Source organism: Anaerotignum lactatifermentans (genome assembly GCF_016902535.1).
Taxonomy (GTDB): Bacteria; Bacillota; Clostridia; order Lachnospirales; family Anaerotignaceae; genus Anaerotignum; species Anaerotignum lactatifermentans_A.
In genome coordinates, this window is record NZ_JACSNY010000003.1 from 71,081 (window position 1) to 90,167 (window position 19,087).

The following is a 19,087-nucleotide window of genomic DNA, read 5'->3' on the forward strand; positions in this document are numbered from 1 at the left end:
TGCCCGGGCGTTCTTTTGTGAGGAGGGAAAACAGATGCTGGGAAGGCAGTTCGCGAAATACGTAAGCAGCAATATTCTGGGGATGATGGGGATTTCCTTTTACATCCTGGCGGATACTTATTTTGTGGCGGCAAAGCTGGGGGCAGATGGACTGGCGGCGCTGAATCTGGCCATTCCCGGCTTTACCCTGGTCAATGCCACCGGGCTGATGGTAGCCATGGGCGGCGGTGTGCGTTACAGCATTTACCGTTCCCAGGGGAAGGCCCGGGAGGCCAATGAGACCTTTACGAAAACGGTGCTGACCGGCTTGGCGTTTGCTTTGATCTATTTTCTGGTGGGGTGTTTCTTTGCCGAGGAATTTTCAGCGCTTTTGGGGGCGGAGGGGCATATCCTGCCTATGACATCCAGTTATTTGCGGATTCTGCTGTTTTTCGGTGCCTTTTTCATTTCCAATGACATGACGCTGGCCTTTGTCCGCAACGATGGCGCGCCAAGACTGGCTATGATGGCCATGATCTGCGGCAGTCTGACCAATGTGGTGCTGGACTATGTGTTCATTTTCCCTTTGAACATGGGGCTGTTCGGGGCGGCGCTGGCAACAGCGATTTCGCCTGTTGTCAGCATTCTGGTAATGTCCTGGCACTGGTTCAGAAAGCGGAACAACTTCCATTTTTGCCGGGTGAAAAAAATCTGGCGGAACAGTCTGGATTTCTGCCGTCTGGGGGTTTCCGCCTTCATCAACGAAATATCCTCCGGCATTGTTCTGGCGGTATTTAATCTGTTGATTCTGGGCATCAGCGGCAACACAGGGGTAGCGGCCTACGGTGTGGTAGCCAATATCGCACTGGTGGGGGTCAGCATATACACCGGCATTTCCCAGGGGGCGCAGCCCCTCATCAGCCAAAGCTACGGCGCGGGCCAGAAGGAGGATACCAAAAGACTTTTTGGCTATACACTGCTGACGGCTTTCGGCGCTTCTGTGCTTCTGGTGGCGGTGGCATGGGCTTTTGCCTCGCCTTTGGCGGCGGCCTTCAACCAGGAAGGGGACCCGGCCATGCAGGCCATGGCGGAAACAGGTCTGCGCTATTATTTCCCCGGTTTCCTTTTTGCCGGCATCAATATGGTATCGGCCGTCTATCTGGGGTCTGTGGAACGGGCGGCGGCGTCCTTTGCCATTGCTCTTTGTCGGGGAGCCGTGGCCATTGTGGTCTTTGCGGTGGTTTTGTCCGTGCTCTGGGGCATGACGGGGATCTGGCTGGCGTTCCCGGCGGCGGAGGCGGTGACACTGCTGCTGACAATGGTGCTTCTGCGCCGAAAACGAAATACAGGAAAAGAAGGATAACAGGAGGGCTTTCCCCAACAAGGGGAGGGCCTTCTTTTTTTGCGCTTTTTTTGGACAGGACATCCCTTTTTTCGGCAGGCGGGCCGTATAAAAGGAAGAAACCGCCCATATATATGAAAGCAGGACACTGCGCATACGGAAAGGAGCGAGAGGATGAAAGCGGTGATTTTAGCGGGAGGAATGGGAAGCAGAATTTCCGAGGAATCCCATCTGCGGCCCAAGCCCATGATCGAGATCGGCGGCAGGCCCATACTCTGGCATATCATGAAGATATTTTCCGCCCAGGGGGTGACGGATTTTGTCATCTGCTGCGGCTACAAGGGCAATCAGATCAAGGAGTATTTTTCTCATTATGCCCTCTACCACAGTGATGTAACCTTTGACTACCGGCAGGGGGAGCGGGTGGAGATCTGCCGCAGTCAGGCGGAACCATGGCGGGTGACGCTGGTGGATACAGGCCTGGCGACCCAGACCGGCGGCAGGCTGAAACGGATTGAGAAATACGTGGCGGCGGAGCCCTTTTTTATGACCTATGGCGATGGTGTGGCGGATGTGGATCTGGAAATGGTGCGAAACCGTCACCGGGAAAGCGGCGCCGCTGTGACCATGACATTGGTGCAGCCGGAGGGAAGGTTTGGCGTGGCGGAAGTGAGAGATGGCTTTGTGACGGCCTTTCGGGAAAAGGATCAGGGGGACAATGGCTGGATTAACGGCGGCTTTATGATGGTATCGCCCCAGGCCCTTTCTCTCATTGACGGAGACGAGACCATCTGGGAGCGGGAGCCTTTGGAGAAACTGGCGGCGGCGGGAAAACTGGCGGCCGCTTTTCACAGAGGGTTCTGGATGTGCATGGACACGGCCAGAGACCGGAACCGGCTGGAGGAAATCTGGAAGGAGGGAGCGCCATGGAAGATCTGGCGGGAATGAGAAATTTTTACCGGGGCAGGCATGTACTGGTGACGGGACATACCGGGTTCAAAGGCACATGGCTTTGCCATACCCTGAAACTGTTAGGGGCGGAGGTGTGGGGCTTTTCTCTGCCGCCGGTATGGGAGAGTATGTACCGCTGCTGTCCGCCGGAGGTCCATTCTGTTTACGGCGATCTGCGGGGAGCGGAACTGTGGCGGACTGTGGGCCGGGCCAGACCGGAGGTGGTCTTTCATCTGGCGGCTCAGCCCCTGGTGCAGGCGGGATACGAGCGGCCGCTGGAAACTTATGAGGTCAACGCTCTGGGAACAGCAAGACTGCTGGAGGCCCTTCGGCAGACCGGCGGCGCCCCTTCCGTAGTGGTGGTGACAACGGACAAGGTATACAGCCAGACGGCGGGGCGGTGCGGGGAAGAAGACCGGCTGGACGGCTTCGATCCTTACAGCAGCAGCAAATCCTGCGCCGAACTGATTTCCGCCTGCTACCGGCGGTGTTTTCTGGCGGGGCAGGGAACGGCTCTGTCCTGCGTCCGGGCGGGAAATGTCATCGGCGGCGGGGATTTCGGGCGGTATCGTATCCTGCCGGACTGCATCCGGGCGGCCATGGCAGGGGAGCCGGTGCGCCTGCGTCATCCCCAGGGTATCCGCCCCTATCAGTTTGTGCTGGAACCTATCAGCGCCTATCTTCTGCTGGGCTGGCGGCAGTGGGAGGAGCCTACGCTGGCGGACAGCTACAATGTGGCGCCCAAAGAAGAGGAAGAAGTGACGAATCAGGAACTGGCGGAGCTGTTCTGCCGCCACTGGGGGCCGGGGGCGACCTGGGAGACAATGGAAGAGCGTAATTTTGGGCCGGAGCGGGAGATTCTGCGGCTGGACGGCGGAAAGATCGCTCAAAGGCTGGGCTGGCGGCCCCTGTGGGGGACAGAGCGGGCAGTGGCACAAACAGTGCGTTGGGCCAAGTGCATGGAGTCCGGCGGCGACCTGCGGCGGGAGACCCTGGCGCAGATCCATACATATTTTCAGGAAAGGGAGGAACGCCATGACGGAGCGTGAAGCGAGAAATCATATTTTGGAGGAAGTGCGGCGCTATGCCGCGGAATTTCATCAAAAAAAGCCATGGGACGGACAGCGGGTGCCGTACGCGGGCCGGGTCTATGACGAGGAGGAAATGGTGAATCTGGTGGACGCCGCTCTGGAATTCTGGCTGACGGCGGGACGCTACACCGCCGCTTTTGAGGAGGCCTTTGCCCGCTGGCTGGGCGTGGGAGACTGCGTTTTTGTCAATTCCGGCTCATCCGCCAATCTGCTGGCTTTTATGGCGCTGACGTCCCCTTTGCTGGGAGAACGGCGGGTCTGCCCGGGGGATGAGGTCATCACCGTGGCGGCGGGGTTCCCCACCACTGTGGCGCCGATGGTGCAGTATGGGGCGGTGCCGGTGTTTGTGGACATTACTCTGCCGACATATAACGTGGATGTTTCCGCTTTGGAGGAGGCCAGAACGGAGCGGACGAAGGCCGTTATGCTGGCCCATACTCTGGGGAATCCCTTTGATCTGGAGGCTGTCTGTACTTTTTGCGAAAAACACGGTCTGTGGCTCATAGAGGATAACTGTGATGCCTTAGGGGCACTTTATCAGGGAAGGAAAACAGGCACCTTCGGCCATCTGGCCACCTCCAGCTTTTATCCGCCCCACCATATGACCACCGGAGAGGGCGGCGCCGTCTATACTTCTGATCCGCTGCTGTCCAAAATACTGCGCTCTCTGCGGGACTGGGGACGGGACTGCACCTGCGCCCCCGGCGAGGACGGCCGCTGCCGCCACCGTTTCGACCGGCAGTATGGAGCGCTGCCTTTGGGATACGACCATAAATACGTATATTCCCATTTCGGCTATAATCTGAAGGCCACGGATTTACAGGCGGCCGTAGGGCTGGCCCAGCTGGAAAAGCTGCCGGAGTTCATCTGCCTGCGGCGGAAACATTTTGACTATCTGCGGCGGGAGCTATCGCCGCTGGCGGAGAAAGTTATATTGCCGGAGCCCCAGAAAGGGTCAGAGCCCAGCTGGTTTGGATTCCTTCTGACCTGTCGGAAGAAAGGAGAACGGGAACGGGCCGTCCGTGCGCTGGAAGAACGCGGCATCCAGACCAGACCTTTGTTTGCGGGAAATCTGATCCTTCACCCCTGCTTCGACCGTCTGCGGCGGGAAAAGACGGGCTGGCGGCAGGTGGGAGAACTGCCGGTGACCAATCGTGTGCTGGAGGATACCTTCTGGGTGGGTGTGGCGCCCATTTTGGATGAGGCGCAGATGTATTACCTGGCCTCCTGCCTGAAGGATGTGCTGGGAGGCGGGAGAAAATGAAAAAAGCCATTGTAACGGGGGCCTGCGGCTTTGTGGGCCGGGCCCTGACGGAATGTCTGCGACAAAAAGGCGTCGAAGTGCTGGCCGTGGGCCGGGCCAGACAGAGAGAACAGGCGTCTTTTGGAGAGGGCGTCACCTTTGCCGCGGCGGAGGAAATGACGGAGGCGGACTGGCTGCGGCTGGGCTGTGGGGTGGAGGTCTTTTATCATCTGGCATGGTCCGGTTCCGCTGGAAAAGGCAGGGGAGATTTGCTTTTGCAGGCGGAAAATCTGCGGCAGGCGGCTCTTTCTCTGGAACGGGCGGCGGCCCTTGGCTGCGAAAAATGGATCGGGGCAGGCAGTATCGCCGAAGGAGAGGCCATAAAAAGCCAAAATCCTGCGCCATCGGAAATTTACGGCTGGGCCAAAAAGGCGGCCTGGGAAATGTGCCGCCGTCATCAGGGGGAAACGGAGGTCCTCTGGGGCCGCATTACCAATGCCTATGGCGCGGGAGAGGATTCCTCCCGGCTCATCTGCCGCAGTTTAAAGGAAATCAGCAGAGGACGGCGGCTTTCCTTTACGGACGGCACCCAGCTTTATGATTTTCTTTATATTACCGACGCGGCGGAGGCATTCTTCTTGCTGGGAGAAAAGGGGAAGGGAGGAAAAGCCTATACCATCGGCAGCGGCAGAGCCAGACCTCTGCGGCAGTGGCTGGAGATTCTGCTTTCGGAAAGTGGCGGGCAGGGGGATTTTGGCATCCTGACCCAGCAGGGATCGGGGCTGACGGCGGAGGAGCTGGATAGTTCGCAGTTGAGAAAGGATACGGGATTTTTGCCGCAGGTGGATTTTCGGGAGGGCATCCGCCGGACCATGGCATGGCAGAAGGAGGCGGGATTATGGGACAGTTGAAAACAGAGCCTTTGGGGCTGGAAGGGATGCGGGTCATCACTCCTTTTTTTCAGGAGGATCTGCGTGGTTCCTTTTGTAAGGTGTTCCGTCGGGAACTGTTTTCGGAGCTGGGGGCGGCGGAGGAGTTCAGCGAGATGTTTTTTACCCGTTCCCAAAGGAGCGTACTGCGGGGACTGCATTTCCAATGGTCCCGGCCCCAGTGGAAAATTGTGACGGTGCTGGAAGGCGAGATCTTTGATGTGGGGGTGGATCTGCGGCGGGACTCGCCTGCCTATGGACAATGGCGGGGGATTTCGCTTTCGGCGGAAAATAAAAAGGTCCTGTATCTGCCGGCGGGCTTCGCCCATGGTTTTCTGGTGCGGTCGGAACAGGCGCTGGTGGCCTATCTGTGCGGCGGGGACTACGATCCGGCGGCGGATGGCGGCATCCGCTGGGACGATCCGGCCATTGGTGTGGCATGGCCCTTCCGGCCGGGAGAATGTCCCGTTCTGTCCCCAAAGGACGCCGCTTTGCCCACGCTAGCGGAATATGAGGAAAGGAGGCGGAGGGGGTGAACTGGAAATGGGAAGAGCCATGGTTTACGGAGGCCCGAAAGCGGCTGGAGGAAATGGAGCGGGAACCGCTTTCGCCAGAAAATCCCGCAAGACTGGAACGGCTGGCGGAGAATTTGGCAGGCAGGAGGACGCTGTTCGCGCCGGAAAGCCAGTATGCCGGACAGCTGGAAAATGTGAGGGACGCTATGAAAAAGAGGAGCGGCCCGCCGGAGGACGATCTTCTGCCCTTTCTGGCGGAATTAAAGGAGGAAATTTATTTCCGGGGCTGTGTGGAGCCATGGAAGGAGCGATGGGTCTCCTATTATCAGGAAGAATTTGCCGCCCATCACGCCAATGGAAGGCCATGGCGGGAAGGAGATCCGCCGGTGACGGTTTTTGTGCCTGCCTGCGGTCATTTAGAGGCCACAAAGAACTGTGTGGAGAGTATTCTGCGCCATACGCCCCAGGCGGACTATGATCTGTTGTTGATCGACCATGGTTCCCGGGATGATACCAGAGTGTATTTTCAAAGGGTGCCGGGGGCCAGAGTCATGGCCATGAAGGAAAATGTACGGATGCTGATGTTTTCGTCCGCCTTCCGTGCCTGCCGGGGAAAGTATCTGGCCTTCGTCAGCAACGATACGGAAGTGACAGAAGGGTGGCTGGAGCGTTTGACGGACTGTCTGGAAACACTGCCCAAAGCCGTCAGTGCCACACCGGTGACGCCGGCCACCTCCAATTTTCAAAGTCAGGAAGCGGTATCTTTGGCGGAAGGGCGGTTCTGCTGGCGGCGGCGCAGCCGGATCATGCCTGTCATTGGCGTCTATGACCGGGAGAAGGTCAACGAAATAGGCTTTGCTGACCGGCTGTTCTGGAGCATGGAGTTCTGGGACGATGATTTTTCTCTCCGAGCCAGACGGCGGGGCTTCTGGCAGATGCTTTGCACGAATGTTTATTGCCATCATCTGGGCAGCCTGACGGGGCGTGCGGCATGGGAAAAGGAACATACGCTGGCCTGGGGCAGGGAACTGTTCTGGAAAAAGCACGGCACAGACCCTTGGGCAAAGGGCTTTTGCCGGCAGGAAGATCTGATGGTGCTGGTACGGCAGTGGCGGCCGTCCTGGAGCAAGGCGGAGGGGCTGGCCATAGACTGCGGCTTTGGGGACGGCCCTTTGGAAATTGGGAACCACTGTGCCCTTGGCGGGGCGGAACTTTTTTGGCAGGCGGTGACTACGGAGGCGGAGTTCCTGCCGGATCTGGCCGCTTACGCCGAGAAAGGAGAAGCCGTAACGGATTTGGAGCCGTGGCTGAAGAAATGTTTTGCCAAAAAGAGATTTCAGGTGATCCTGCGGGAGGAAATGACGGAGGAAGGACTGATGCCCCTTCTGGCGCGGGGACTGGAACGGGACGGTATACTTTGGACCATGGGGCGGACAGAAAAATGTCCCGGCCTGGAACGGCTGGGACAATGCGGTTTGTGGCAGACGTGGCGGAAAAAAGGGACATAAGGACAGAACGCCGGAGATTCAGCAGACCGAGGGCACATCAATCCCGTGGGCAAATACCTGAACCAGGAATCGGCGCTGCCCACATTCCTTGCCGCACTGAGGCGCCAGATCTTCCGGCAGGACGAAGAAAATGGGCCCCACCAGCAGATCCCGGCAGGCGGAAGCGTGGTGGGCTGGTATGGTCAGGGCCTTAAAGCCCCGGGGAGAGGTCCTGCCAAACAGGTCCGCCTCTTTCAGCAGCAGACCAAGGGCTATGCGCTGGCCGGGGCAGACCTGTTTTAGGGTCAGCCGCAGTTCCAGCAGACGGCCGGAGGAGGAAAGGGCTTCCTCGCCCAGATCGAAGCACAGATACTGCTGGCAGCTGTCCATGACCAGCATTTGGGCCGGCGGGCAGTTTTCACCGCCGGCGGACAGGGCGCAGTCTACGTTCAGGCGGGGCTCGGGGAAACGCAGCTGATTTCTCTGCGCGTCTTCATAAAGCAGGGATTTATTGACAGCCAGAGAACCGGTGCGGGCGCCGGTATGGCGGATCTCAAATTCCAGAGCGGCGCCTTCCGGCTGGGTGGCGCCCAAAGAGGAGAGATACCAGCGGAGGGTGCGTTCTCCCTGAGCCTCTACAACGCCTTTGTCACAGGTGAGGACCCGGGAAATGAGAAAATCGCCGGATAGGGTTTCCGTAATAAAAATTTCCGTGGCGCCAGGTTTGGTGATATTGGCGGCCAGATCGGAAAAGAGCGCTTCCAGCGCCGCCGCATCGGGGGCAACAGATACGAAGGCGGCCGCGGGCGCGGAGGCCCACGCTTCCAGAGATGCCATATCCAGACCGGAGGAGCCGGAAAAGCCCATGGAATAGATGGTGATGCCGTCTGCTTTGATGCTGTCGGTGACGGGAATGGAGGAACCGCCTGTGGTGCTCCGGCCGTCGGTGAACATCAGGATAAGCCGCTGGGAGGCGGTACTGCCGTCCAGCTGGGACTGACCTTTTTCAAACGCCGCCTTATGGTTGGTGCCACCCTCACTGGTCAAAGCGTTGACGGCGTTTTTCAGCTGCACCACGGAGGATGTCAGGGGCGTTTCTTCCCGGGCGGTCCGGGCGAAGCTGACGATAGAGACGCGGCTGCCGCCGCCCAGCTGGCCGTTTTCGCCATTGGTAGACGTATATAAAATATCCACAAACTGGCCTACGGCTGTTTTCAGATGCTCTAAGGGCGCGCCGGACATACTGCCTGACGTATCCAGAAGCAGTACAATATCGGCGGGATTGCAGAGAATATCCGGCGCGGTGGAAAGACTGATTTTGACTCTGGCAACGCCGCCGCATTCTATGGATGAGGGCGCTGCCGTTTTGCTGAAACTGAGAATACCCATCAAATTACCTCCTGTATTATAAAAAGTCTCTTTATTGGACAGATTATGCAGGAAAGCGTAATGATGGAACGAAAGGATGGAGAACGATAAAGAAAAAAATCTATGCGGGTTATATTCTGGCGGCACTGGCGGCAGGCGGGCTTTCGGCGCTGCTGACAAAAGACGGCATGGCGCAGTTTGCCATGCTGGAACAGCCGCCGCTGTCACCGCCGGGATGGATTTTTCCGGTGGTCTGGAGCGTGCTGTATCTCCTTATGGGGATCTCCGCCGCGATGGTGCGGCTGAAAGGCGGCAGGGAAAAGCTGTGGATCTTCTGGGGGCAGCTGGCGGTGAATTTCCTGTGGAGCATCTTCTTTTTCGGCCGGCAGTGGTATTTCTTTTCCTTCGCGTGGCTGGTGCTGCTGTTTGTGCTGGTGGCGGGAATGATCCTCAGTTTCCGGAAGGTCAGCCCGAAAGCGGCGGCGCTGCAGCTGCCTTATCTGCTGTGGCTGGCTTTCGCGGGGTATCTGAATCTGGGCGTGGCTCTGCTGAATCCGTAAACGGGGCGGAATCCAGCCCCTTTTCCTGCGGACGGATGTTTCTCTCTGACGGAAGTTCAACGGCTTGTGGGAATTCTCCGCATTTTGTATACAACATTTTGGTAAAAAGGCATATTGCTTTTTTTGTCTAAAAATGAGAAAATATCCAAAGTTAAATAGAGTTTTCACAGGGATTTTACGAGAAAACAGGGAAAAATGGAAACTCCGGAAAGAAAGGGAGATCAAAATGGAACAGCTGAAAGCTATCATCCTGGCGGCGGGAGAAGGCACCCGCATGAAATCCAAAAAACCAAAGGTGCTTCACGAGATCATGCATAAGCCTATGGTGGAATATGTCATTGATACGGCCAAGGACTGCGGCGCGGAGGCGGTCTGCGTAGTCATTGGGCATAAGGCGGACATGGTGGAAGCGGCCATCCAGCGGGAGGACGTAACCTTTGCCATGCAGACAGAACGCAAAGGCACCGGCCACGCCGTAAAAATGGCGGGAGACTTTATTGAGGAGAACAAGGACATCCTGATTTTGTACGGCGATACGCCGCTGATTACAGGGCAGACGCTCAAAGGCGTTATCGCGCACCACAGAGCGGAGAAAAACGCCGTAACTGTGGTTTCCGCTCTGGTGGAGGACCCCACAGGCTATGGCCGCATTATTCGTGATGAAAACGGGAAATTTGTCAAAAGCGTAGAGCATAAGGACGCCACAGAAGCGGAGCGGGCGGTAAAGGAGATCAATACCGGTCTGTATGTTTTCGCCGGCGGCGATTTGAAAGGCGCTTTGGGCAGACTGAAAAATGACAATGCCCAGGGCGAGTATTATCTGCCCGACTGTCTGGAGATTCTTCTGGCGGACGGGAAAAATGTGGGCGCTTATCTGGCGGCGGACGAAACGGAATTTTTCGGCGTCAACTCCAGAGTGCAGCTGGCGGAAGCGGCGGCCATCATGCAGCGCCGCATCAACCGCAGACATATGGAAAACGGCGTAACCATCGCTGACCCGGAACATACCTATATTGGGCCGGATGTGGAGATTGGCATGGATACTGTGATCCTGCCGGGCTGCTGGATCGAAGGCAAGACCGTCATCGGCGAGGACTGTGAGATCGGGCCCAATTCCCGACTGACGGATATGCGTCTGGGCGATGGCATCAAATTCCAGACCTCCACGGCGCTGGAATCCGAAATCGGCAGCGGAACTACCGTAGGGCCTTTTGCCTATATCCGTCCTAACTGCCATATTGGCGAGGGCGTCAAGGTGGGCGATTTCGTAGAGGTGAAAAATTCCAACATCGGCAACGGTACAAAGATCCCGCACCTTTGCTATGTGGGGGATACGGACGCCGGAGAAAAGATCAATTTCGGCTGCGGCTCCATCATGGTCAACTACGACGGCGAGAAGAAACACAGAACCACCATCGGCGACCGTGTATTCGTAGGCTGCAACGTAAACCTGGTGGCACCGGTAACGGTGGAAAAGGACGCTTACATCGCCGCAGGGTCTACCATTACCCGGGATGTGCCTGAGGATGTTCTGGCGGTGGCCAGAGCAAGACAGACCGTGATCCGGGGCTGGAAGCAAAAACGCCTGGGACAGAAGTCATAAAAATGTCGAAAGGCGGTTGAAATCGTCGAAAGAAGAGTGTAACATAGAATTAGCGAGGTTTCGCTGCAAAAGAGGATACCAAAAGAGAGCATCAGAAGACAGTAGGGGGAAAAAACACATGATTTATTCAACCGGCAGCAACATCAAAGTATTTGCCTGCAATTCCAACCCTGCGTTGGCACAGTCCATCGCCCGCAAGCTGGGCCTGACACTGGGCAACGCGGAAGTGGAGAAATTCAGCGACGGAGAAATTTCCGTAAAGATCAACGAAACCATTCGCGGTGCGGATGTATTTATCATCCAGTCCACCTCGAATCCTGTAAACGATAACCTGATGGAGCTGCTGATTATGATCGACGCCATGAAACGCGCGTCTGCCGGCAGAATCACTGCGGTAATGCCTTATTATGGCTACGCAAGACAGGACAGAAAAGCAAGAGCCAGAGATCCCATCAGCGCCAAGCTGGTAGCCAATATCCTGACCAGCGCCGGAGCAAACCGTGTGCTGACCATGGACCTGCACTGTGCGCAGATCCAGGGCTTCTTTGATATTCCTGTGGACAACCTGATCGGCAGTCCTTTGCTGACAGGATTTTACGAAAGAAAGTATGGAGAGGAACTGAAAGATTTTGTAGCAGTATCCCCCGACCTGGGCAGTGTAACCAGAACAAGAACCTTTGCGGAACGTCTGAATATTCCTCTGGCCATCATTGACAAACGCCGTCCCAAGGCCAATGTCAGCGAGATCATGAACATCATTGGCGACGTAAAGGGCAAAAAGGTAATCCTGGTGGACGATATGATTGATACCGCCGGCACCATTACCAATGCGGCCAACGCACTGAAGGAAAGAGGCGCTGTGGAAGTAGATGCCTGCTGTACCCATGCGGTGCTGAGCGGTCCCGCCATCAAACGGATCGAAGAATCCGCCATTACAGAGCTGCTGGTACTGGATACCATCGCTTTGCCTGAGGAAAAGAAGCTGGATAAGATCACAACGGTTTCCGTTGATGACATTTTTGCCAATGCCATCAAGTGCATCCATGAAGGCGTTTCCATTTCTCAGCTGTTCGACTGATTTTAAAAAGACACTTTTTTGTCAAAATCCACAAAGCCGTTTTCCCCAATATGGGGAGAACGGCTTTTTTGTTCTGTACCCCGGAAGGGATAGGAAAGGAAAGGATTGTCTTTTTTAGTTAAAAATAAAACTAATTCCATAAAATATAAGATGTAAATAGCGTATTTCAAGCATTTATTTTGAAAAAAGTACTGCTTTTTTTGGGAAAAATGCGGTAGGAAATTATGTCCAAAAACCTTTTGCCGCTGGCTGGAGAAACCATGAGTTTTTTTGTGGACAGAGAAAAAAACACATGGGCAAAACTCACAATTTTCCAGAAAGCAGGTTGACAAAATAAGCAAAATAGATTATATTGTTAAAAGTAAGACAAATGGATGTGTGAAATATTATGCCCCAAGGGGCGGAATATCATCTGTTTCCTATTTATTTTCCACTATTACATTACATATTTATTAGGAGGAATACCGAAATGAAAATTGCATTCTTTGACACAAAATCCTACTGGAAAGATTCTTTTGGCCCTCTGGCAAAGGAATTTGGCTATGAGATCACATTTTTTGACGAAAGACTGACACCCGCTACTGCTCATCTGGCTGCTGGCCATGACGCTACCTGCTCCTTCGTAAACGACGAAGTACCCGCAGAAGTTGTTCATCAGCTGAAAGATCTGGGCATCAAAGTTCTGCTGCTGCGCTGCGCAGGCTTCGACAGTGTGGATCTGGCTGCTGCAAAAGAATGCGGTCTGCCCGTACTGAGAGTACCTGGCTACTCCCCCGAATCCGTATCCGAACATGGTCTGGCTCTGCTGATGGCTGTTAACAGAAAAACACATCTGGCATATGAAAGAACAACAAAATTCAACTTTGACATCGCTGGTCTGGACGGTATCGCTCTGGTTGGCAAAACAGCCGGCATCATCGGTACAGGCAAAATCGGTCAGTGCATGATCAGAAACCTGAAAGGTCTGGGCATGGACATCATCGCTTACGATGCATTCCCCAACCCTAACCTGGGTCTGGAATATGTAGATCTGGATGAACTGTACGCTCGTTCCGACGTAATCTCCATCCACTGCCCTCTGATGCCCGCTACAAGACATATGATCGACAAAGACGCAATCGCTAAGATGAAAGACGGCGTAATCTTCATTAACGTTGCTCGTGGCGGTCTGGTTGACTCCGAAGCTCTGGCTGACGCAGTAGAAGCTGGCAAATTCCGTGGCGTAGGTATGGACGTTTGCGAAAAAGAACATGAATACTTCTTCGAAGACAGAAGCGATCTGGAAGAAAAAGATCCTACTCTGATGAGACTGATGAACAACGAAAAAGTTGTTATTTCCGGTCACCAGGCATTCCTGACAAAAGAAGCTCTGGAACAGATGGCTCTGGTTACTCTGAACAACGCAAAAGCATTCCTGGCTGGCGAAGAACTGGTTAACGAAGTAAAATAATTTTTAGAACACATGGAGCGGACGCGAAAGCGTCCGCTTTTTTTGTTCGCGAAAAAAAGCCGCCAAAACCAAAGGCTGACAGAGATTTCTATTGTTTTTCCCGGCAGTTATGTGTATACTTTTGGATAGGAAAACAGAAGAAGGAAAATGGAAAGCCCTAATGCGTTGAATTAGGGCTTACTGTTGTGTTTGGATACAGGAGGATACAGGCATGGGCTTATTTGATAAATTCAAAAATCAGGATCAGCGGCAGGAGTTTTTCGTGGTGGCGGGACTGGGAAATCCCGGCCGGGAATACGCGGAAACGAAGCATAATGTGGGCTTTATGGTCATAGACCGGCTGGCGGAGAAGTACAATATCAATGTGACGAAATTCAAAAACAAGGCCCTTATCGGTGACGGTACCATTGGCGGCAGAAGGGTGCTCCTGGTAAAACCCCAGACCTTTATGAATCTCAGCGGGGAAAGCATCCGGGAGATTGTGAATTTCTACAAGATCCCCCAGGACCGTTTTGTGGTGATCTTTGACGATACCTCTTTGCCGGAGGGGCAGATCCGTCTGCGGGAAAAGGGCAGTCACGGCGGACATAACGGCATCCGCAACATTATCCAGCAGATGGGCACAGATGTATTCTGGCGGATCAAGGTCGGCATCGGCGAAAAGCCCAACGGTTGGGATCTGGCGGATTATGTCCTGGCGAAATTTGATAAAGACGCTCTGCCATTGATGGAGACAGGCATGGATAAGGCGGTGCAGGCAGTGGAACTGATTCTTTCCAGAGGGATGCAGGACGCCATGAACCGCATGAACCAGCGCCCCAAAAAGGCCAAAGCGAAACAGCCTGCGGAGGACGCGGAAAAGAAAACGGAGAAAAACGAGGTGGAAGCATGAAGGCTTTGACAGAGCCCCTTTTGGAGCTGGAAAGCTATCGGCATTTACTGGAAAATATTGATAAGAAGCATACCCCTGTCTTTGTGTCAGGGGTCATTGACGTGCAGAAAAGTCACCTGATCTACGGCCTGCGGGCTCATACGAAACGGCCGGTGGTGGTGCTGACCCACAGCGAGGTACGGGCAAAGGAGATCTGGGAGGACCTGCGGTTTTTTACAAAAGAAGGCGCTTTTTACCCCGCCCGGGATATTTTGTTTTACAGCGCCGATGTCCATAGCATGGAAATGAACCGCCAGCGGTTTTTGACGCTGGAGCGGCTCATGGATGGGAACTGCCCTTTGCTGGTGGCATCCATGGAAGCGTTCATGGACCGTTTTGTGCCGAAGGAGGTATTTGCTTCCTTTGTGCTGACCCTGAAAACGGGAGATCAGGTGGATCTGGAGGAATTGATGAAAAAGCTGGTCTTTATGGGCTATGAGCGGACGGAACTGGTGGAAAGCCCGGGGCAGTTTGCCCTGCGGGGCGGGATTCTGGACCTGTACTCCCTGACGGCGGAGGAGGCTGTCCGTATCGAGTTCTGGGATGACGAGATCGACAGTATCCGTTCCATGGACGCCCAGAGCCAGCGCTCTGTGGAAAAACTGGAGGAGACCCGTATTTTTCCCATGCGGGAACTGGTGTATGACGAAGAACGGGGACAGCAGGCAGCGGCCAAAATGGAAAAGGAATACGAGAAGTTCCTGAAAAAACTGGAAAAAAACGGAGACGAGGAAGCGGCGGAACGCCTGCGGGAGGTTATGGGAGAGCAGATCGAGGCCTTGAAGGCGGGTGGACGTTTTGACGGCGCGGGCAGTGTGCTGCCCTTCTTCTATGAGGATTCTGTGAGCCTGTTTTCCTATCTGCCGGAGGACGCGATCCTCTGTTTTGACGAGCCCCAGCGGCTGGCGGAGCATATGAAAACGATAGAGGAGGAATACCAGGAAAGCATGAAGGGCAGAATCGCCCAGGGGTTCCTGCTGCCCTCCCAAAGTGAAATGCTCTGGGATTATACGGCGCTGCTGCGGCAGGCGGAGGACTTCGCGCAGGTTCTGCTGGCGGGGCTGTCCCAAAGGACACCGGGCTTTACGCCCATAGAACAGGTGAATTTTGTGGTGCGTTCCACACCCTCTTTCCAGAAACGGGCGGATCTGTTCTGTGAGGAATTGATGGAACTGCGGCGGGAGAAATTCCGGACGCTGGTTCTGGCAGGGTCACCCACCAGAGCCCAGCGGATCGCGGCGGAGCTGACGGAGCGGGAAGTACCGGCCGTTTATGTGGAAAATCTGGAGCAGGAGATCCCCAAGGGAGCGGTCTGGGTAACCAAGGGCAGTCTTTCTAAGGGATTCCGCTATGAATATATCCAGCTGGCGATATTTTCCGACAGCGAGGTTTTTGGCAAACAGACGGAGAAACGCCGGAAAAAGCGAAGACAGTCCGGGGAGGCCATCCGCAGTTTTTCGGATCTGCATATCGGGGACTATGTGGTTCATGACAACCACGGCATCGGCGTATTCCGGGGGCTGGAAAAGATCTCCGTGGAAGGCGTACAGAAGGATTATATGAAAATTTCCTATCGGGATGGGGGCAATCTGTTTGTGCCCGTCAGCCAGATGGATATGATACAGAAATATATCGGTTCCGGCGGCGGGACACCCAAGCTGAATAAGCTGGGCGGGCAGGACTGGCTGAAAGCCAAGGCTAAGGCCAGAACAGCCGTAAAAATACTGGCGGAGGATCTGGTGGCTCTTTACGCCAAGCGGGCGGCGGCACAGGGTCATGTTTATGGGGCCGATACCCTGTGGCAGCGGGAGTTTGAGGAGGCTTTTCCTTATGACGAGACCGACGACCAGCTCAACGCCATTGAAGATGTGAAAAAAGATATGGAAAGCGGCAAGGTCATGGACCGGCTCATCTGCGGCGACGTAGGCTACGGCAAGACAGAGGTGGCCATTCGCGCAGCCTTTAAGGCGGTGCAGGAGGGCAAGCAGGTGGCTTATCTGGTGCCGACCACCATTCTGGCCCAGCAACATTACAATACTTTTGTCCAGCGGATGGCGGGGTATCCTGTGAAGATCGAACTGCTGTCCCGTTTCCGGACGCCCAAGCAGCAGAAAGAAAGTCTGGCGGCGCTGGAAAAGGGATTTTCCGATATTGTCATCGGTACCCACCGGATTTTATCCAAGGATGTGAAATTCAAGGATCTGGGGCTGGTCATTGTGGATGAGGAGCAGCGTTTCGGTGTGGCCCATAAGGAAAAGCTGAAACGTCTGCGGGAGAACGTGGATGTGCTGACACTGTCGGCAACGCCGATCCCCCGTACGCTCCACATGAGTCTGGCGGGCATCCGGGATATGAGTATTCTGGAGGAACCGCCCCAGGAACGGCGGCCGGTACAGACCTATGTTATGGAAAACAACCCGGAATTTATCCGGGAGGCCATCCACAGAGAACTGGCCAGAGGCGGGCAGGTCTATTATTTGTATAATCGGGTGGAGCATATCAGCGAGGAAGCACTGCGAGTGCAGAGGCTGGCGCCGGAGGCCAATGTGGCCTATGCCCACGGGCAGATGTCAGAGCGGGAGCTGGAGCGGATCATGGGAGATTTTCTGGAAGGGGAAATCGACGTTTTGGTCTGCACCACCATCATTGAGACAGGGCTGGATATTTCCAATGTGAATACCATCATCATACAGGACGCCGACCGCATGGGGCTTTCCCAGCTGTACCAGCTGCGGGGGCGTGTGGGCCGCAGCAACCGCAGTTCTTATGCTTATCTGATGTATAAGCGGGACAAGATGCTGAAGGAAACGGCGGAAAAACGCCTCCAGACCATCCGGGAATTTACGGAGTTCGGGGCCGGGTTTAAGGTGGCCATGCGGGATCTGGAGATCCGGGGCGCCGGGAACCTGCTGGGAGCGGAGCAGCACGGACATATGGAGTCTGTGGGCTACGACATGTACTGCCGTCTGCTGGAGGAGGAAGTCCAGCAGTTAAAGGGCGAGGAAAAGGCGGAATACTTCGAGACCAGCATCGACCTGAATATCAGCGCTTACCTGCCGGATTTCTACGTCCGCAATCAGGAGCAGCGCATGGAACTGTACAAGAAGATTGCCGCCATCCAGACCCAGGAGGAATACTACGATATGCAGGAGGAACTGGAGGATCGCTACGGCGATCTGCCTAAGAGCGCCCAGACACTGTTGGAAATGGTGCTCTTAAAGGCGCGGGCGCATACGCTGGGCATTACTTCTATCAGTCAGAAGGGCGCCAATATTCTGATAGAATTCCGGCCGGACGCGCCGCTGGACCCGGAGAGACTGACAAAGCTGCTGGCGGAAAGCAGGGGCAGATACCTCTTTACGGCGGGAGCATCTCCTTATTTGACCATACGGGTGAAGAAAGGCGAGGAGAATCAGACGCTGGATTATATTAAATCTTTATTAAATGGGATAAAGGAATAGTTTTTTCTCAAAAAAGCGTGTATAATACAAGTACCGTTTTTCGGTTTTGTATTAGAAAAGAGTGGTGGCTATGAGAAAGAAAACAGGGCTGTTTCTTCTGAGTTTTTTGATTTGTGCATGCCTTTTTGCCGGCTGCGGCAGCGGCTTTTCCGATGAGGTGATCGCCAGAATCGACGACCGGGAGATTATGAAATCTGAATATATGGTTTATCTTTATACAACGACACAGAGCTTTGTTTCCACTGCCGGCAACGATGTCTGGGAAATGGACTTTGACGGGCAGACCGGGGAAGAACTGGTGCAGGAGCGCGCCTTGAGCACCATGCAGAGCGTGATCGCGGCGGAGAGCTTCGCGGCGGAGAACAATATTTCTCTTACGGAGGAGCAGATCCAGGAGGCCCACACGGCGGCGGAGGACTTCTGGAACAATCTGACGGAGGAGGACCGGGAGAAGATGGGCATTGACGAAAAAAGCCTGGATTCTCTCATGGAGGAGTCCTACCTCTACTCTGTGGTCAGCGAGAAACTGGCGGCGGAGTGCGCTGTCAGCGAGGAAGAGACCCAGTCGTATTATGAGGAAAATAAGGGGGAAATCCAGGACGCCTATACACTGTATACGGTAGATTCCATTATGGTGCAGGATGAGGAAACCGCTAAAGAGGTGGCTCAGAAAGCACAAAGCGGCGAGGATTTTTCGGAACTGTTCGCGGCCTATGATGTGGATGAGACCGCTAAGGAAAGCGAAGAAGGCGGGCAGATGACCCTGTATAAAAGCTATATGAACAATACCTTTGGCATAGAGGAGGATCTTGGTCTGGGCCAGATCACAGACCCGCTGGAGGTCAGCGGCAGCTATTTTATCCTGAAGGTGGAGGAGATTTCTGTGCCCACAGAGGCGGATGTAAAGACACTGGCGGAGGAAACTTACCGTTCCCAGGTGCAGCAGGCCTATGTGGAAAACAGAATGTCGGAAATGACAAAAAATCAGAAAGTGGAAAAAGTGGCGGAAGTATGGGAAAATATGGATACTTTCCACCAGTAAGCCTGTGGGCATAAAGAGTTCCGCAAGGGGACATTTTCAAAAAAATATGGCTGGGAT

Annotated in this window: 15 protein-coding genes; 14 read left to right on the forward strand and 1 reads right to left on the reverse strand. The window is 54.8% G+C overall.

What is annotated here, in order from left to right; translation table 11 throughout:
- The first annotated feature begins 34 nt into the window (after window positions 1-34).
- The 7 genes from H9X84_RS03195 to H9X84_RS03225 all read left to right on the forward strand — a co-directional run bounded on the left by H9X84_RS03195 (window position 35) and on the right by H9X84_RS03225 (window position 7,558).
- Entirely contained in the window at window positions 35-1,342 is a 1,308-nt protein-coding gene (locus H9X84_RS03195) for an MATE family efflux transporter (protein ID WP_205132891.1), read from the forward strand.
- A 153-nt stretch (window positions 1,343-1,495) separates the two neighbouring features.
- Entirely contained in the window at window positions 1,496-2,269 is a 774-nt protein-coding gene (rfbF, locus tag H9X84_RS03200; RefSeq protein WP_205132892.1) for a glucose-1-phosphate cytidylyltransferase, read from the forward strand.
- On the forward strand, window positions 2,248-3,321 hold the full coding sequence (gene rfbG / locus H9X84_RS03205; protein WP_205132893.1) for a CDP-glucose 4,6-dehydratase: 1,074 nt from the start codon (window positions 2,248-2,250) through the stop codon (window positions 3,319-3,321). The genes rfbF and rfbG overlap by 22 nt, the downstream gene beginning before the upstream one ends.
- Window positions 3,308-4,627, forward strand: a complete 1,320-nt coding sequence (gene rfbH / locus H9X84_RS03210) for a lipopolysaccharide biosynthesis protein RfbH (protein ID WP_205132894.1) — start codon at window positions 3,308-3,310, stop codon at window positions 4,625-4,627. Before rfbG ends, rfbH begins: the two co-directional genes overlap by 14 nt.
- Complete coding sequence (locus H9X84_RS03215) at window positions 4,624-5,517, forward strand: NAD-dependent epimerase/dehydratase family protein (RefSeq protein ID WP_205132895.1); 894 nt, start codon at window positions 4,624-4,626, stop codon at window positions 5,515-5,517. Before rfbH ends, H9X84_RS03215 begins: the two co-directional genes overlap by 4 nt.
- Window positions 5,505-6,071 (forward strand): dTDP-4-dehydrorhamnose 3,5-epimerase, encoded by a 567-nt coding sequence (gene rfbC, locus H9X84_RS03220; RefSeq protein WP_205132896.1) that lies wholly within the window; start codon window positions 5,505-5,507, stop codon window positions 6,069-6,071. The genes H9X84_RS03215 and rfbC overlap by 13 nt, the downstream gene beginning before the upstream one ends.
- On the forward strand, window positions 6,068-7,558 hold the full coding sequence (locus tag H9X84_RS03225) for a glycosyltransferase family 2 protein (RefSeq protein ID WP_205132897.1): 1,491 nt from the start codon (window positions 6,068-6,070) through the stop codon (window positions 7,556-7,558). The genes rfbC and H9X84_RS03225 overlap by 4 nt, the downstream gene beginning before the upstream one ends.
- Window positions 7,559-7,576: 18 nt before the next feature.
- Here the strand turns inward: H9X84_RS03225 and H9X84_RS03230 are convergent, their stop codons facing one another.
- Window positions 7,577-8,926 (reverse strand): vWA domain-containing protein, encoded by a 1,350-nt coding sequence (locus H9X84_RS03230; RefSeq protein WP_205132898.1) that lies wholly within the window; start codon window positions 8,924-8,926, stop codon window positions 7,577-7,579.
- Window positions 8,927-9,051: 125 nt separating this feature from the next.
- On the opposite strand from H9X84_RS03230, the gene H9X84_RS03235 reads away from it, so the two are divergent.
- From H9X84_RS03235 to H9X84_RS03265, 7 genes are all read left to right on the forward strand, one after another.
- On the forward strand, window positions 9,052-9,465 hold the full coding sequence (locus H9X84_RS03235; protein WP_330612254.1) for a TspO/MBR family protein: 414 nt from the start codon (window positions 9,052-9,054) through the stop codon (window positions 9,463-9,465).
- A 226-nt stretch (window positions 9,466-9,691) separates the two neighbouring features.
- Entirely contained in the window at window positions 9,692-11,068 is a 1,377-nt protein-coding gene (gene glmU / locus H9X84_RS03240) for a bifunctional UDP-N-acetylglucosamine diphosphorylase/glucosamine-1-phosphate N-acetyltransferase GlmU (RefSeq protein WP_205132899.1), read from the forward strand.
- Window positions 11,069-11,186: 118 nt separating this feature from the next.
- Complete coding sequence (locus tag H9X84_RS03245; protein WP_205132900.1) at window positions 11,187-12,146, forward strand: ribose-phosphate diphosphokinase; 960 nt, start codon at window positions 11,187-11,189, stop codon at window positions 12,144-12,146.
- Between the two features lie 469 nt (window positions 12,147-12,615).
- Window positions 12,616-13,596 carry a 2-hydroxyacid dehydrogenase gene (locus H9X84_RS03250; RefSeq protein ID WP_205132901.1) on the forward strand — a complete coding sequence of 327 codons (981 nt, stop codon included), beginning with the start codon at window positions 12,616-12,618 and terminating at the stop codon, window positions 13,594-13,596.
- A gap of 211 nt (window positions 13,597-13,807) precedes the next feature.
- A complete protein-coding gene (pth, locus tag H9X84_RS03255; protein WP_205132902.1) occupies window positions 13,808-14,488 on the forward strand; it encodes an aminoacyl-tRNA hydrolase in 681 nt (226 codons plus the stop codon).
- A complete protein-coding gene (gene mfd, locus H9X84_RS03260) occupies window positions 14,485-17,988 on the forward strand; it encodes a transcription-repair coupling factor (protein ID WP_205132903.1) in 3,504 nt (1,167 codons plus the stop codon). The genes pth and mfd overlap by 4 nt, the downstream gene beginning before the upstream one ends.
- A 70-nt stretch (window positions 17,989-18,058) precedes the next feature.
- Window positions 18,059-19,030 (forward strand): peptidyl-prolyl cis-trans isomerase, encoded by a 972-nt coding sequence (locus tag H9X84_RS03265; RefSeq protein ID WP_205132904.1) that lies wholly within the window; start codon window positions 18,059-18,061, stop codon window positions 19,028-19,030.
- Window positions 19,031-19,087: the final 57 nt, after the last annotated feature.